This window comes from Methyloversatilis universalis FAM5 (genome assembly GCF_000214035.2).
GTDB classification, from domain to species: Bacteria; Pseudomonadota; Gammaproteobacteria; order Burkholderiales; family Rhodocyclaceae; genus Methyloversatilis; species Methyloversatilis universalis.
The window spans coordinates 131593-146272 of record NZ_AFHG01000059.1 but is presented as its reverse complement, the minus strand read 5'-3'; the positions used below and the strand labels follow the sequence as shown (position 1 = coordinate 146272).

At 68.0% G+C, this 14680-nt stretch carries 14 protein-coding genes; 4 read left to right on the top strand and 10 right to left on the bottom strand.

The window, feature by feature from the left end; translation table 11 throughout:
* Window positions 1-23: 23 nt before the first annotated feature.
* The gene (locus tag METUNV1_RS18565) at window positions 24-1364 is read right to left on the bottom strand and encodes a M16 family metallopeptidase (RefSeq protein WP_008064431.1); all 1341 of its coding nucleotides are present in this window, start codon (window positions 1362-1364) and stop codon (window positions 24-26) included.
* Window positions 1364-2749 carry a M16 family metallopeptidase gene (locus METUNV1_RS18560; protein ID WP_008064429.1) on the bottom strand — a complete coding sequence of 462 codons (1386 nt, stop codon included), beginning with the start codon at window positions 2747-2749 and terminating at the stop codon, window positions 1364-1366. Before METUNV1_RS18560 ends, METUNV1_RS18565 begins: the two co-directional genes overlap by 1 nt.
* A gap of 108 nt (window positions 2750-2857) precedes the next feature.
* On the opposite strand from METUNV1_RS18560, the gene ftsY reads away from it, so the two are divergent.
* The 4 genes from ftsY to dacB are packed head-to-tail and all read left to right on the top strand — an operon-like array spanning window position 2858 to window position 6900.
* Window positions 2858-3898 (top strand): signal recognition particle-docking protein FtsY, encoded by a 1041-nt coding sequence (ftsY, locus tag METUNV1_RS18555; RefSeq protein ID WP_008064427.1) that lies wholly within the window; start codon window positions 2858-2860, stop codon window positions 3896-3898.
* A 7-nt stretch (window positions 3899-3905) separates the two neighbouring features.
* Window positions 3906-4556: a cell division ATP-binding protein FtsE gene (locus tag METUNV1_RS18550; RefSeq protein WP_008064426.1), complete on the top strand. Its 651-nt coding sequence runs from the start codon at window positions 3906-3908 to the stop codon at window positions 4554-4556.
* On the top strand, window positions 4553-5455 hold the full coding sequence (ftsX, locus tag METUNV1_RS18545; RefSeq protein ID WP_008064423.1) for a permease-like cell division protein FtsX: 903 nt from the start codon (window positions 4553-4555) through the stop codon (window positions 5453-5455). Before METUNV1_RS18550 ends, ftsX begins: the two co-directional genes overlap by 4 nt.
* Window positions 5455-6900, top strand: coding sequence for a D-alanyl-D-alanine carboxypeptidase/D-alanyl-D-alanine endopeptidase (dacB, locus tag METUNV1_RS18540; protein ID WP_008064409.1), 1446 nt, complete (start codon window positions 5455-5457; stop codon window positions 6898-6900). The genes ftsX and dacB overlap by 1 nt, the downstream gene beginning before the upstream one ends.
* A gap of 31 nt (window positions 6901-6931) precedes the next feature.
* Here dacB and grxD read toward each other — a convergent pair whose 3' ends face one another.
* The 8 genes from grxD to METUNV1_RS18500 form a co-directional block, all read right to left on the bottom strand.
* Window positions 6932-7243 carry a Grx4 family monothiol glutaredoxin gene (gene grxD / locus METUNV1_RS18535; RefSeq protein WP_008064399.1) on the bottom strand — a complete coding sequence of 104 codons (312 nt, stop codon included), beginning with the start codon at window positions 7241-7243 and terminating at the stop codon, window positions 6932-6934.
* Between the two features lie 76 nt (window positions 7244-7319).
* A complete protein-coding gene (prmC, locus tag METUNV1_RS18530) occupies window positions 7320-8144 on the bottom strand; it encodes a peptide chain release factor N(5)-glutamine methyltransferase (RefSeq protein WP_008064397.1) in 825 nt (274 codons plus the stop codon).
* A gap of 13 nt (window positions 8145-8157) precedes the next feature.
* Window positions 8158-9243, bottom strand: coding sequence for a peptide chain release factor 1 (gene prfA, locus METUNV1_RS18525; RefSeq protein ID WP_008064395.1), 1086 nt, complete (start codon window positions 9241-9243; stop codon window positions 8158-8160).
* 65 nt (window positions 9244-9308) lie between these two features.
* Entirely contained in the window at window positions 9309-10580 is a 1272-nt protein-coding gene (hemA, locus tag METUNV1_RS18520; RefSeq protein ID WP_008064394.1) for a glutamyl-tRNA reductase, read from the bottom strand.
* A 96-nt stretch (window positions 10581-10676) separates the two neighbouring features.
* Window positions 10677-11438, bottom strand: a complete 762-nt coding sequence (locus METUNV1_RS18515) for a S1 family peptidase (RefSeq protein WP_008064392.1) — start codon at window positions 11436-11438, stop codon at window positions 10677-10679.
* The gene (locus tag METUNV1_RS18510) at window positions 11431-12324 is read right to left on the bottom strand and encodes a lytic transglycosylase domain-containing protein (protein WP_008064391.1); all 894 of its coding nucleotides are present in this window, start codon (window positions 12322-12324) and stop codon (window positions 11431-11433) included. Before METUNV1_RS18510 ends, METUNV1_RS18515 begins: the two co-directional genes overlap by 8 nt.
* A 6-nt stretch (window positions 12325-12330) precedes the next feature.
* Window positions 12331-13386 (bottom strand): SDR family oxidoreductase, encoded by a 1056-nt coding sequence (locus METUNV1_RS18505; RefSeq protein ID WP_008064389.1) that lies wholly within the window; start codon window positions 13384-13386, stop codon window positions 12331-12333.
* Window positions 13387-13393: 7 nt separating this feature from the next.
* Window positions 13394-14674: a nucleotide sugar dehydrogenase gene (locus METUNV1_RS18500; RefSeq protein WP_008064388.1), complete on the bottom strand. Its 1281-nt coding sequence runs from the start codon at window positions 14672-14674 to the stop codon at window positions 13394-13396.
* Between the last annotated feature and the right edge of the window lie 6 nt (window positions 14675-14680).

Below are 14680 nucleotides of genomic sequence, written 5' to 3'. Positions count from 1 at the left end.
GCCGCCGCCCGGCCGGCAACCGCTCAGTCGCCGGCGACGATCACCCGCACCATGTGGTCGGCGGACAGCCGGCGGCGGAAAGCGTCCTTCACCTGGGCGGCGGTCACCGCCTCGACCCGCTCCGGAAACTTGCTGAGCCAGTCCAGCGGCAGGCCGTAGAAGCCGATCACCGCCAGGCTTTCCAGCAGCTTGCGGTTGCTGTCGAGACGCAGCGAATAGCCATCGACCAGATTGCGCTTGGCCGCCTTCAGTTCGTCGTCGGTCGGACCGTCGGCGATGAATTTCGCCAGCGTTTCGTCGACCACCTTGAGCGCATCGGCCGCCTGCGCGCGCTGGGTCTGCAGACCGATCTGGAACGGCCCGGGCTCGCGCTGCGGGTTGAAATAGCTGTACACGCTGTAGGCATAGCCACGCTTCTCGCGCACTTCCTTGGTCAGCCGCGACACGAAACCGCCGCCGCCGAGGATGTAGTTGCCGACCTGCAGCGGGAAGAAATCCGGGTCACCGCGGCGGGTCACCGGCTCGCCGACGAAGATGTGGCTCTGGTTGGCCGGATGCGCGATGCGCTCGGTCACCGCCTTCGGCATGGTGACCGCCGGAATCGGCGCCAGCGGCTCGCCCGCCGGCAGGTCGCCGGTCAGCTGCAGCGCGATGGCTTCGGCCTGTTGGCGGGTCACGTCACCGACGATGGACACCACTGCCCGCGACGCCACGTAATGGCGACGGTAGTGAGCAAGCAGGTCGTCGCGGGTGATCGCGGCCACCGATTCGACGGTGGCGCTGCGGCCGTACGGATGGTCCCCGTACAGCGCACGGGCGAAGGCCTTGCTGCCGATCTGGTCCGGCTTGGTATCGGCTTCACGCAGGCTGGCGATGGCGCGCGCCTTCTCGCGCTCCAGCACGGCGGCCGGGAATTCCGGCCGGGTGAGCACGGTGCGCAGCAGCGCCAGCGCGCCGTCGCGCTCGCGGGCGCTGGACAGCGTCCGCAGCGACAGGCCGGCGCGGTCGTTGTCGGCCACGCCGGACAGGCGGGCGCCCAGATCGCTGAATTTCTCGGCCAGCGCGTCTTCATCCAGACCGCCGGCAGCGGCATCCAGCATGCCCTGGGTCATGCCGGCCAGACCGCTGCGGCCGGCCGGGTCGCGCGCAGCGCCGGCATCGAAATCGACCTGCAGGTCGATGATGGGCAGCACATGGCTTTCGACGAAATACACCCGGGCGCCATTGGCGGCCACCCAGTGCTGGATGTTCACGTTCGCCCACGCCGGAACGGACAGCGCGAACAGCGCGGCGGCCTGCAGCAGCAGATGTCGGAAGAATCGGTTCATCGGATTCACCAGAAGAAGATCGTTGCGGAAACGCATCAGTGGCGCAGGCCGGCCGGCTTGGCGCGCGGCTTGGCATTCGGATCAAGCGGCTGCGGATCGAGCACCGCCACGGTCAGCGTGTCACTGCCGAAATACTTGCGGGCCACCGCCTGCACTTCGGCCGCGGTCACCGATTTCAGCTTTTCTAGCATCAGATCGGCGTCCTGCCAGCGGTAGCCGGAGGCCTCCATGCGGCCGATTTCCATCGCCTGCACATAGGTGGAATCGAGCTTGTAGACCTGGGCGGCGACGGTGAGCGTCTTGATCCGCTCCAGTTCGGCCTCGGACACGCCTTCGTCCGCGATGCGCTTCACCTCGGCGCGCAGTGCAGCTTCCAGTTCGGCCACGCTGTGACCCTTGGCTGGCGTGCCGCCGAGCATGAAGGTGGTTTCGCCGCGCGCGGTGGCGTCGTAATAGGCCCCCACTTCGACCGCCACCTGGCTGCCGCGGACCAGCGCCTTCGGCAGACGGGATGCCGCGTGGCCGTCCAGGATGCCGGCCAGCACTTCAAGCGCGTAGGGCTCCCGGTCGTTCGACACATCGACCAGCTTGGGCACCTTCCAGGTCATGGCCAGCTGGGGCAGTTCGGCCGGCGCCTTCACGGTGATGCGCCGCTCGCCGGTCTGCACCGGTTCGGCGGTCATCTTGCGCACCGGCAGCTGAACCGGCTTCATGTGACCGTAGGCCTTCTTCACCTGTTCGAACACCTTCTTGTGATCCACGTCGCCGACCACCACCACATAGGCGTTGTTCGGCGCGTACCAGCGGCGGTACCAGTCACGCGCGTCATCCGGGCGCATGTTCTCGAGATCATTCATCCAGCCGATCACCGGCCGGCGATAGGGATGGGCGATGAAGGCGGTGGCCATCAGCTGTTCGTGCAACTGGGACTGCGGCTGGTCGTCAGTGCGCAGCCGGCGCTCTTCCATGACCACCTTCAGTTCGCGCGCGAATTCGTCATCCGAAATCACCAGATTGCGCATGCGGTCGGCTTCCAGCTCGATCATTTTCGGCAGCGCGGCAGCCGGTACCCGCTGGAAATAGGCGGTGTAGTCGTGGCTGGTGAAGGCGTTGTCGTTGCCGCCCGCACGGGCGACGATCTCGTTGAACTCGCCCGGCTTCAGGGTTTTCGTGCCCTTGAACATCATGTGTTCGAGCAGGTGGGCGATGCCGGTCGTGCCGTCATGCTCATCGATCGCGCCAACCCGGTACCACACCATGTGCATGGCCACCGGGGCCCGGTGATCTTCCTTCACGATCACATGCAGACCGTTGTCGAGCCGGGTTTCGTAGGGGTTCGCGCGTGCCGGCGAAATCGGAGCCAGCAGTGCGGCCAGCGCGCTGCACAGCGCGAAGCCACGGGAAAAACGGCGCAATTCCATCTGATACACTCTCCGCCAAAGTTCGCGATCAAGGCCAAATCCTTGATCGCGCCTGAATTTTCCAGCCGTGCGGCAAGCCGTACGGTGCTCCACAGACCGCCTTCCCACATGTTTGGTTTCTTCAAGAAGGACAAGCCCGCTGCCACCGAGGCCGCAGAGGCTGTACCCGCCGCGCCGGCCGCGCAGGATAGCGCGCCGGAGGCGGCCGCACCGAAAATGTCCTGGGCTCAGCGACTGCGTGCCGGGCTGTCCAAGACCCGGGCGCAGATCGGCGGCCAGCTCAGCGCACTGTTCTCGCGCACCAGGGTCGACGACGAACTGCTGGAAGAGCTGGAAACCCTGCTCATCACCTCCGACGTCGGCCTCGATGCCACCACCCACCTGCTGGACGTGCTGCGCGAGCGGGTGCGCCGCGAGCGGATCGAGGATCCGGCCCGACTGCGCGATGTGCTGAAGGAAGCGCTGACGAAGCTGATTGCGCCGCTGGAAAGGCCGCTCGATCTCGATGCGCACAAGCCCTTCATCATCATGATCGCGGGCGTCAATGGCGCCGGTAAGACCACCTCGATCGGCAAGCTGGCCAAACATTTCCAGGCCCAGGGCAAGAGCGTGCTGCTGGCCGCCGGCGACACCTTCCGCGCCGCCGCGCGCGAACAGCTGGAAACCTGGGGCGCCCGCAACAACGTAGCGGTGATCGCGCAGGATTCGGGCGATCCGGCCGCGGTGGTGTTCGACGCGGTCAACGCCGCCCGTGCCCGCAATATAGACGTGGTGCTGGCCGACACGGCCGGCCGGCTGCCCACACAGCTGCACCTGATGGACGAGATCGCCAAGGTGAAGCGGGTGATCGCCAAGGCCGACCCGACCGGGCCGCACGAAGTGCTGCTGGTGCTGGACGGCAACATCGGCCAGAACGCGCTGGCCCAGGTGAAGGCCTTCGACGCCGCCATCGGCGTGACCGGCCTGGTCATGACCAAGCTGGACGGCACCGCGCGCGGTGGCGTCATCGCCGCCATCGCCAAGCAGCACGCGCCGTCGCGTCCGATCGCGCTGCGCTACATCGGCGTCGGCGAGGGCGTGGACGATCTGCAGCCCTTCCGCGCCGCCGAGTTCGTCGACGCGCTGTTCGACAGCCCGCAGGCGGGCTGAGCGGCGCATGATCCGCTTCGAACAGGTCACCAAGCGTTATCCCGGCGGCCACACCGCACTCGAGCGCGTCGATATCGACATCGCGCGCGGCGAAATGGTGGTGGTGACCGGCCACTCCGGCGCCGGCAAGAGCACGCTGCTCAAGCTGCTGGCGGTGCTGGAGCGCCCGACCGAAGGCCGGGTGCTGGTCGGCGGCGAAAACGTGTCGGCGCTCAAGCGCGCCGCCCTGCCCTATTGGCGCCGCTCGATCGGGCTCATCATGCAGGACCAGCGCCTGCTGTTCGACCGCAGCGCCTTCGACAACGTGATGCTGCCGCTGTCCATCAGCAGCCATCCGCCGCGCGAGGCGGCAAAGCGGGTCAGCGCCGCGCTGGAGCGGGTCGGCCTCGCCGGCCGTGAGAAGGCGATGCCGGTCGAACTGTCCGGCGGCGAACAGCAGCGCCTCACCATCGCCCGCGCCATCGTGAACCGGCCGCAGATCCTGCTCGCCGACGAACCGACCGCCCACCTCGACGACGCCTACGCGCGCGACATCGCCGACCTGTTCCGTTCGTTCAACGAAGCCGGCGTGACCGTGCTGCTCACCACCCACGACGGCGGACTGTTCGAGCGCTACGCGCCGCGCCGGTTGTCGCTGGCCCACGGGACGCTGCAATGAACTGGCTGCGTCTTCAGATGCGCGCAGGCCTGCGCGCCGCCCGGCAGATGCTGCGCCAGCCTTTCAACACGCTGCTGGCTGCGCTGGTGGTAGGCATCGCCGCCGCCCTGCCGGCCACCGGCTACATGCTCTTGGGCAATCTGCAGCGGCTGGCCGGCACGGTCAGCGCGGCGCCGGAAATTTCGGTGTTCATGCAGCCGGCCGCGAGCGCCGACACGGTGAAGGACACCGAAAAGAAGATACGCGCGCTGCTGGCGAAGGACGGCCGGGTCGAACTCATTTCGCGTGACACCGCGCTGAAACGCTTCCGCGACAACGAAGGACTGTCGGAAATCCTCGACGCGCTGCCGGAAAACCCGTTCGCCGACGCCTTCGTCGTGCGGCTGAAGGACGCCGACGCACAGCGACTCGAAGCGCTGCGCAGCGAGCTCTCGAAGCTGCCCGAAGTCGAGCACGTGCAGCTCGATTCCGACTGGGCCAAGCGGCTGGACGCCCTGATCGCGCTCGGCCGGCAGGCGCTCACCATGCTGGCCGGCGTACTCGGCCTCGGACTGGTCGCGGTCACCTTCAACACGATACGGCTGCAGCTGCTGACCCAGCGCGACGAGATCGAGGTGAGCCGCCTGCTCGGCGCCACCGACGCCTGGATACGCCGGCCCTTCCACTGGTTCGGTGCGCTGCAGGGCCTGCTCGGCGGCGTGCTGGCCGGCCTGCTTGCGCTGGTCGCCACCCGCATGCTGGCCCAGCCCATGGGCGAGCTGGCCGGCCTCTACAGCCTTGAGTTCGTGCTGCGCCCGCTGGCCGCGCTCGACTGGGTGGTGCTGCTGGCGCTGTGCGCGCTGCTCGGCTGGCTGGGCGCCAGCGCTTCGGTGCGCCGCCACCTGTCGCGCATCGCCTGATGCCGATGCGCCTGCTGCCGATGCACCTGCTGCTCACGGCGACGCTGGCCCTGCTGTCGGCCGCCGCGCAGGCAGTGCTGCCGGCGCCGGTGCTGCAGGCGCTGAAAGCCGCTGAAATCCCGCCGTCGGCGGTGTCGGTGGTGGTACAGCCGGTCGAGGGCGGGCCGGCCCGCATCAGTCACCAGGCGAAACTGGCGATGAATCCGGCGTCGGTGATGAAGCTGGTCACCACCTACGCCGCGCTCGACACGCTGGGGCCGGCTTTCAGCTGGCGCACCGAGCTGCTGGTCACGAAGCCGCCGCGCGATGGCGTGCTCGACGGCCCGCTCTACATCCGCGGCAGCGGCGACCCGGCACTGGGCATGGAACAGCTCTGGCTGCTGCTGCGCGAACTGCGCAGCCGGGGCGTGCGCGACATCCGCGGCGACGTGGTCACCGACCGCAGCCGCTACGCCACCGCGTCCTACGATCCGGGCGCCTTCGACAACGAACCGATGGCGCCTTACAACGTCGGTCCGGACGCGCTGCTGTTCGCGCACAACGCGCTGCGCATCCGGCTGCAGCCGGTGGAGGGCGGCAGCCCGGCACTGTGGGCCGAGCCGCCGCTGGAGGGCGTGCAGATCGACAACCGGGTGCAGCTGGTGGCGGGCGAATGCGGCGACTGGAAGGACACGCTGACGGCGACCGTGCAGCCGGCGGGCGACGGCCGGCTGACGCTGCAGATCGGCGGGCGCTACGCGCGCGACTGCGGCGAACGCATCTGGAATGTGGCGCCGCTGCCGCACGGCGAATTTTTCGCCCGCGCGCTGCGGGCCATGTGGGCCGAGCTGGGCGGACGCCTCGCCGGGCGCATCCGCGATGGCGTGGTGCCGCCGGAGGCACTGACGCTCGGCGGCATCGATTCGCCGCCGCTGGCCGAGGTGGTGCGCGACATCAACAAGTACAGCAACAACGTGATGGCGCGCCAGCTCTTCCTGACGCTGGCGCCCGCGGGCGCGCCCGCCGATACCGCGGCGGCGCAGGCCGGCCTCCGTGCCTGGGCGACGCGGCGCGGGCTGACGCTGAACAGCCTGGTGATGGACAACGGCTCCGGCCTGTCACGCGCGGAGCGCCTGTCCGCCGCTGATCTGGCCACCGTGCTGCGACATGCCTGGGCCAGCCCGGTCATGCCGGAATTCATGTCCTCACTGCCGGTGTATGCAGTGGACGGCACGCTGCGCCGGCGGCAGAAAACGTCGCCGCTGGCCGGTCAGGCCCATCTGAAGACTGGCTCGCTGGCGGACACCCGCTCGATCGCCGGCTACCTGCTGGACCGCAACGGCAAGCGGGTGCTGCTGGTTGCGTGGCTGAACCACCCGAATGCCAAACGCGCGCAGCCGGTGCTGGATGCACTGCTGGAATGGGTGTGGGCCGGCAACCCGCAGGGGCTGCCGGTCACCGACTGATGCGATCCGCCCGGGGCCGGGCAGACGCCGATCAGAGGCCTTCCAGTTCCTTCTTCAGCTCGCCTGACTGGAACATCTCTTTCATGATGTCGCAGCCGCCGATGAATTCGCCGCGGATGTAGAGCTGCGGAATGGTCGGCCAGTTGGCATATTCCTTGATACCCTGGCGGATTTCCGCGTCTTCCAGCACGTTCACGGTGTGCAGGTTCTGCACGCCGAGGTGCTTAAGGATCTGCACCGCGGTGGACGAGAAACCGCACTGCGGGAACTGCGGCGTGCCCTTCATGTAGAGCACGACCGGGTTGCTGGTGACGGTTTCCTTGATGCGATCCTGCACGCTCATCTTCGTTTCCTTTGAGAAGTCGGTATTGCCCGTATTGAAAAAGCCGTCGGCACCACGCCGCCGGGGGTAAAGCTGTTCAGTCGCCGCCGCGCCGGCGGCCGCCGCTGACCCGTTCGATCCCTGCAATATCGCGCCATGACGCGACATCGGCAAGTCCCGCACAACGCATCAGTGCGCGCACCGCGGGCGCCTGGTCGTAACCGTGCTCGCACAGCAGCCATCCGCCCTCGGCCAGCCGGGGCGGCGCCTGCCGGCACAGGATGCGCAGGTCGTCCAGCCCGTCCTCGCCGCTGGCCAGCGCCGATGGCGGTTCGAAGCGCAAATCGCCCTGGGCCAGATGCGGGTCGCCGGTGCGGATGTAGGGCGGATTCGACACGATGCAGTCAAATTCTTCACCGGCAACGGCTTCCAGCCAGTTGGAGGCGATCCAGCCGACTTCAAGCCCCAGCCGCCGGCCGTTGTCACGGGCGATGGCCAGCGCCGCCTCGGAGCGATCCAGCGCCTGCACGCGGCCGCGGGGGCACTGCGCCTTGATCGCCAGCGCGATCGCGCCGGAGCCGGTGCCGGCATCGAGCACCCGGGGCGCCGGCAGAGCGGCGATGCATTCCAGCGCCCGCTCGACCAGCACTTCGGTGTCCGGCCGCGGAATCAGCACGCCGGGGCCGACCGCGATGTCCAGCCCGAAGAATTCGCGCCGGCCGACCAGATAGGCCACCGGTTCGCCGGCCGCGCGTCGCTCGAGCAGACGGTCGAGGGTGGCACGGGCGGGATCGGCCAGCGGATCGAGCCCGCGCGCGATCAGACCGGCGCGGTCGCAGCCCAGCGCGTGCGCCGCCAGCACCTGCGCGTCGCGGCTGTCGATGCGCGCGCGCGCCTCGCGCAGCCAGTCGTCCAGCGTCATGCGCGGGCGCCGCTCAGGCGCCCTCCTCCGCCAGTTGCGCGAGCTGTTCGGCCTGGTGCTCGTGCGCCAGCGCGTCCATCAGTTCGCTCAGATCGCCGTCCATGATCGCGTCCAGCTTGTACAGCGTCAGATTGATGCGGTGGTCGGTCATCCGGCCCTGCGGGAAGTTGTAGGTGCGGATGCGCTCCGAACGGTCGCCGCTGCCGACCAGACTTCTGCGGGTGGACGCGATCTGGCTGTCGCGCGCGCGCACCTGGGCGTCGCGGATGCGTGCCGCCAGCACCGACATTGCCTGCGCCTTGTTGCGGTGCTGGCTGCGGTCGTCCTGACACTCGACCACGATGCCGGTCGGGATGTGCGTGATGCGCACCGCCGAATCGGTCTTGTTGATGTGCTGCCCGCCGGCGCCCGACGCGCGGAAGGTGTCGATGCGCAGATCGGCCGGATTGATGTCGATCTCGCCCACCTCGTCCACCTCGGCCATCACCGCGACGGTACAGGCCGAGGTGTGGATGCGGCCCTGGGTTTCGGTCACCGGCACCCGCTGCACGCGGTGGCCGCCGGATTCGAACTTGAGGCGCTGATAGACGCCGTCGCCGCTGACGCGGGCGATGATTTCGCGGTAGCCGCCGAGGTCGGATTCGCTCGCCGACACCACCTCGACCTTCCAGCGATTGCGTTCGGCATAGCGCGAATACATGCGGAACAGGTCGGCGGCGAACAGCGCCGATTCGTCGCCGCCGGTACCGGCGCGGATTTCCAGGAACACGTTGCGGCCGTCGTCCGGATCCTTCGGCAGCAGCGCGCGCTGCAGTTCGCCTTCCAGCCGTTCCATGTCGGCGGCCGACTGTTCGATCTCACCCTGGGCCAGTTCCTTCATGTCCGGATCGGCCAGCAGCTCGCGGGCGGCCTCGCCATCGTCACGCGCCCTGCACCAGGCCTGGTAGAGCGCGATGACCGGGGTCAGCTCGGCGTGTTCGCGGGTGAGCTTGCGGTAGTGGTCGATGTCGGCAGTCACGCCCGGGTCGGCCAGCGCGGCGTCGAGGTCGGCCAGACGGGTCGACAGCTGTTCGAGTTTTTCGGCGATGCGCGGCTTCATGTGGGCGGAACGGGAGAAAGGCGTGGAACGGCGAAGGGTCGCAGCCCGACACCGTGACGACGGCGCTAGGCGTCGCCGCCGTGCTGCGGGAACAGGCGCTTGACCAGGCCTTCGATCTGTTCGCGCGCCTGCGGCGGCGCCTCGTTCAGCATGCGGGTGGGGCCGTGCAGCAGCTTGTTGGTGAGGTTGCGCGACAGCGTGTCGAGCACCCGCTCCGGCGATTCGCCGCGGGCGATGGCGCGCAGCGCGCGATCCAGCTCGGCCGCGCGCATGTCCTCGGCGTGACCGCGCAGCGCGCGGATGGCCGGCACCGCCTCGCGCGCCTGCACCCACTGAAGGAAGTTGGCCACCCGCGCATCGATGATGGCCTGCGCCTCGACCACCGCCGCCTGCCGGGCTTCCAGACCGGAATCGACGATCTGCGCCAGATCATCGACCGTGTAGAGAAAGACGTCGCCCAGCTTGTCCACCTCGCCCTCGATGTCGCGCGGCACCGCGAGATCGACCATGACAATGGGGCGGTGGCGGCGCTGCTTGAGCGCCCGCTCGACCATGCCGAGGCCGATGATGGGCAGCGGGCTGGCGGTACAGGACAGCACGATGTCGAACTCGGCCAGCCGTTCGCCCAGCTCGTCCAGCCGGATGGCGCCGACCTTGAGATCGCTGCGCTCGAAGCGGCTGGCCAGCGCCTGGGCGCGGTCCAGCGTGCGGTTGGCGATCACCATTTCGCGCGGCGTACAGCCTGCGAAATGCGCCGCACAGAGCTCCATCATTTCGCCGGCGCCCACGCAGAGCACGCGCTGGCCGGACAGGCTGCCGAAGATGCGTTCGGACAGATGCACCGCGGCTGCGGCCATCGACACGATGTTGGCGCCGATCGCGGTGGTGGAGCGCACCTCTTTCGCCACCGCGAAGCTGCGCTGGAACAGCGTGTGCAGCAGCGCACCCAGCGTGCCCGCACCTTCTGCCAGGCGCACCGCCTGCTTCATCTGACCGAGGATCTGCGGTTCGCCCAGCACCATGGAATCCAGCCCGCTGGCCACGCGGAACACGTGGCGCACCGCCTGCTGGTGTTCCAGCCGGTAGATGTAGGGGGCAAGTTCCTGCGCGCCGATGCGGTGGTACTGGGCCATCCAGTCCAGCGCGCTGTCCGGGTCGTTGGTCGCGCAGTACAGCTCGGTACGGTTGCAGGTGGACAGGATGGCTGCCTCCTGCACCGGACGCGCACGGGTCAGTTCGCCCAGCGCGTCTGGCAGCGATTCCGGCAGGAAGGTCATGCGCTCGCGCACCGCCAGCGGGGCGGTGTGGTGGTTGAGACCGAGCGCGAACAGGGACATGTGGGGCGGGCAGCAGACGTGGAGTAGGCGCGAAGCACCTGTTGGGACGAGATTATACCAGCGGCCCCGGAACTGCCTGCCAGCGAAAGGCGATGGTCAGCGGACGGTGGCCAGCAGCGCCGTCAGATGGACGCCCGGTATCGCGTAGCTGATGGCGCTGGGCTGGGCCAGCACGCTTTCCTTGCCGGCCTTCACCAGCACCATGTTCAGGATGCCGATCACCTCGCCGGAATCCGGATCGAACAGCGGGCTGCCGCTGTTGCCCGGATAGGCGGTGGCATCGAGCTGGAACACGGTCAGGCTGCCGCGGGCAAGCCGGGTGCGGTTCGGTGTGCTGAGGTGGGCGATGTTGTCCACCGGAATCACGATGGGCGTCAGGGCCGACACGATGCCGCGATGGGTGACCGGAATGAAGCCGAGCACGCTGCCGATCGGAAAACCGGTGAAGGCCACGGCCTGCCCTTCGCGCACCCGGCCCGAATCGCCCAGCGGCAGCGCCGGCAGCGGCGCCCCCTGGATGCGCAGGATGGCCAGGTCGTGCTCGACGCTGACCGCAACGATGCGCGCGTCGCGCGTCTGCTGCTTGCCATCGACGCTGGCGACCACCGCCAGCATTTCGAAACGGTCGGCATCGAGCTGTATGCCGGCCACGTGGGCATTGGTCGCCACCAGCGTGCCGTCGCCGATGGCGAAGCCGGTCCCCTTCAGTTCGAAATTGGGCGCCCTCAGCCGCATGTTTGTGCCGACGATGACGATAGACGGCTTGATGCGGGCAATGGTGTCGGGCAGATCGGCCTGCGCGATCAGCGGCGCCGCCAGCAGCGCCGCACACAGCAGGCGCCGGCGCGGATCAGCCACGACGGGACACGAGACGCAGCGCCGGCGAAGGCTGGGTGACCGTCTGGTCGTAGCGGTGTTCGGTCTTGCCGAACAGGGTCTGGATGCGCTTCACGTACTCGCGGGTTTCACGGTAGGGCGGCACGCCACGGTACCTGTCGACCGCGCCCTCGCCCGCGTTGTAGCCGGCGGTGGCGAGCACGACGTCACCTTCAAAGTAGGCCAGCAGCCAGCGCAGATAGGCCATGCCGCCGCGGATGTTCTGCACCGGGTCGTAGGAATCCCGCACATTGAAGCGCTGGGCGGTTTCCGGAATGAGCTGCATCAGCCCCTGCGCGTTCTTCGGCGAACGCGCCTTCGGATTGAAATTGGATTCGGTGCCGATCACCGCCAGCACCAGATGCGGGTCGATGTCGAACTGGGGCGCCAGTTCGCGGACGATTTCGATCACACGACGGCGGTCCGCGGTGGTGCCGAAAGCGGCTTCCAGATCCGGATTGATGGCCTGCGCCATCATGACCGGCTCGGGCTCCGGCGGGTCCTGCATGCACAGCGGCAGATCGCGGGTCGGTGCGCCGGTGAAGCGCAGCATGCGCTGCGCCTGCTCGTGGCCCTGGCGGGCGGCCAGGTCGAAGAAGGTGGCGGCCAGCGCGTCGTCGCGGTCCACGCCTCGTCCGTTGGCGTACATCCAGGCCAGATTGAACTGCGCGTCGGCGTCGCCCAGCTTGGCGGCCTGACAGTACAGCGCGGCTGCGCGTGCCGGATCGCGGCGCACGCCCTCGCCATGCTCGAACGCCCGCGCCTCGGCCACCAGCGAACGCGCCGCCACCTCGGGTTCAAGTGCGTGCGCGGACAGCGCGAGCAGGCAGGCGGACAGCAGGACGGCGGAGGACGGCAGGAATTTCATCAAGGATCAGGCGGCACGGGCCGGCGCGAAACGCGCCACATACCAGTTCATCGCTTCCGCAAGCCCGCGCGACACATCATGCGTGGGCGCGTAGCCCAGGCGCGTCTGCGCGCGGGAGATGTCGGCCAGCGAGTGGCGCACGTCGCCGGCCCGGAATTCGCGATACTGCGCCTGCGCACCCGCGATGTCCGGGAAGCGTTTCACGAGTTCGTCGCGCATCGCTGCAAACAATTGATTCAGCGAGGTCTGGCGATGGGCCGCGACGTTGTAGACCGTGTTCACCGCATCCGCGCTGTCGGTCAGGCCGGCCAGGAGATTGGCCTGCACAGCGTTGTCGACGTAGCAGAAATCGCGGCTGGTTTCGCCGTCACCGTTGATCTGCACGGTGTCACCCAGCAGCAGCGCGCGCGCCCAGCGCGGAATCACCGCGGCGTAGGCGCCTTCCGGGTCCTGGCGTGCGCCGAACACGTTGAAGTAGCGCAGGCCGACACAGGGCAGGCCGTAACAGCGGCCGAACACGTCGGCGTACAGCTCGTTCACGTACTTGGTCACCGCGTACGGCGACAGCGGCTTGCCGATCACGTCCTCGACCTTGGGCAGCGACGGCGAATCGCCATAGGTTGAACTGGAGGCGGCATAGACGAAGCGCGACACCTTCGCGTCGCGCGCCGCCACCAGCATGTTCAGGAAACCATTGACGTTGGAATCGTGCGAGGTGACCGGATCAGCGATCGAGCGCGGCACCGAACCCAGCGCCGCCTGGTGCAGCACGATGTCGGTGCCGGCACACACCCGGGCACAGGTCGCCGGATCGCGGATGTCGCCCTCGACGAAGGTGAAGCGTGCCGCGGCCCCGTCAGGCAGACCGGCGATCACCTCATCGAGATTGCGCCGGTGGCCGGTCGAGAAATTGTCCAGCCCGGTCACGGTCTGGCCGGCGTGCAGCAGGGCCTCGACCAGGTGGGAACCGATGAAGCCGGCGGCGCCGGTCACCAGCCAGCGCCGCGGCCGGTCGGACAGCGCAGCCTGCAGCGGCGCCGGAAGGGTGCTCGGAACGGTCATGCGTATCTCACAGACGCCATACGCTGACGCCATGCGCCGCCAGCGCATCGACGTCGAACTGGTACTTGATGTCGGCCAGCACGCCACCGTCCTTCAGCTTGGCGACATAGTCGGTGACCGGACGCGCCTTGAATTCTGCGTGCGACACCGCGGCGACGATGGCATCCACCTTCGGAACGGCGTCCCAGTCGACCAGCGACACGCCGTACTCGTGCTCGGCTTCGGCCGATTCGGCCACCGGGTCATGCACGATCACCTCGACGCCATAGCTCTGCAGTTCGCGGATCACGTCGATCACGCGCGAGTTGCGCAGGTCGGGGCAGTTCTCCTTGAAGGTGAGGCCGAGCACCAGCGCCTTGGCACCCTTCACCGAAGCGCCGCTCTGGATGAGCTTTTTCACCGTCTGTTCGGCCACGTACTTGCCCATGCCGTCGTTGATGCGGCGGCCGGCCAGGATGACTTGCGGGTGATAGCCCAGCATGTCGGCCTTGTGCGTCAGGTAGTAGGGATCCACGCCGATGCAGTGACCGCCGACCAGACCGGGCCGGAAGGGCAGGAAGTTCCACTTGGTACCGGCGGCCTTCAGCACTTCCTCGGTATCGATGCCGAGCTTGTTGAAAATGATGGCCAGTTCGTTCACGAAGGCGATGTTCAGGTCGCGCTGCGTGTTCTCGATCACCTTGGCCGCTTCAGCCACCTTGATGCTCGACGCTTCATAGACGCCGGCGGTGATGACCGCCTTGTACAGGTCGGACACCTTCTTCAGCGTGTCCGGCGTATCACCGGACACCACCTTCAGGATCTTGGTGACCGTGCGTTCCTTGTCGCCCGGGTTGATGCGCTCCGGCGAGTAGCCGACATTGAAATCCTGCTTCCACTTCAGGCCGGAGAACTTCTCGATCACCGGAATGCACACCTCTTCGGTCGCGCCCGGATAGACGGTCGATTCGAACACCACGATCGCGCCGCGCTTCATGTACTTGCCACAGGTTTCCGAGGCACCGACCAGCGGCGAGAAATCCGGCTGGTGTGCGTCATCGACCGGCGTGGGCACCGCGACGATGATGTAATCCGCGTCCTTCAGCGCCGCGCCGTCGGTCGTGACCGTCAGCTGGCTGGCGGCCCGCAGGTCCTCGCTGCTCACCTCTCCGGTCGGATCGACGAATTCGCGGTAGGCCGCCACCTTGGCCGCCGACATGTCCACGCCGAGGGTGGGCATCTTCTTTCCGAATTCGACGGCCAGCGGCAGTCCGACGTAGCCGAGGCCGATCACAGCAACTTGGGTCATGGTCTT